The sequence below is a fragment of the Limnobacter olei genome, from assembly GCF_029087225.1.
GTDB lineage: Bacteria > Pseudomonadota > Gammaproteobacteria > Burkholderiales > Burkholderiaceae_B > Limnobacter > Limnobacter olei.
This window is the reverse complement of sequence record NZ_JARFJD010000063.1, coordinates 1-539: the sequence shown is the minus strand read 5'-3', so window position 1 is coordinate 539 and position 539 is coordinate 1. Positions and strand designations below refer to the sequence as shown.

Genomic DNA, 539 nt, shown 5'->3' with positions numbered 1-539 from the left:
AGATGGACGCAGACCAACTGCGTGCATTGCTGCTGGGGCAGATTCAAATCAATACCCAGTTGCAGCAAACTGTTCAATCCAGCAACGCTGTAATACAGGCTAATGAAGCTGCACTTAAGGCCAAAGAGGAGCTGATTAAAGAGCAAGCGATCACCATCAAATACCAAGAGACCGTCCTCTCCAAAGTGACGCTGGAATTGGCGCTGCACAAGCGGCTGCGATTCAGTAGAAAAGCCGAATCGCTGACTGCTGAACAACGCCATCTGTTTGATGAAACGATGGACGGCGATGTTGCCCAGATTGAGCAAGAAGAACTCAATAAGTTGCCTGAGCAAGACAAAGAAGTCATCACCAGAAATCTTAAGCCCAAACGCAAACCGCTGCCGCCTGAACTGCCCCGCACCGAGATTCGCCATGAACCGGACAGTACCCTGTGCAAATGCGGCTGCCAGTTAAAGCGCATTGGTGAGGATGTCGCCGAGAAGCTGGACTATCAGCCTGGCACCTTCAGTGTTGAACGCCACATCCGTGGCAAGTGG

General features: G+C 51.6%; 1 protein-coding gene. It reads left to right on the top strand.

The features are described from left to right. Positions 1-2: 2 nt before the first annotated feature. Positions 3-539 (top strand): IS66 family transposase zinc-finger binding domain-containing protein (locus tag PY990_RS16310; RefSeq protein ID WP_275272491.1); only part of this gene is annotated, 537 nt, incomplete at its 3' end.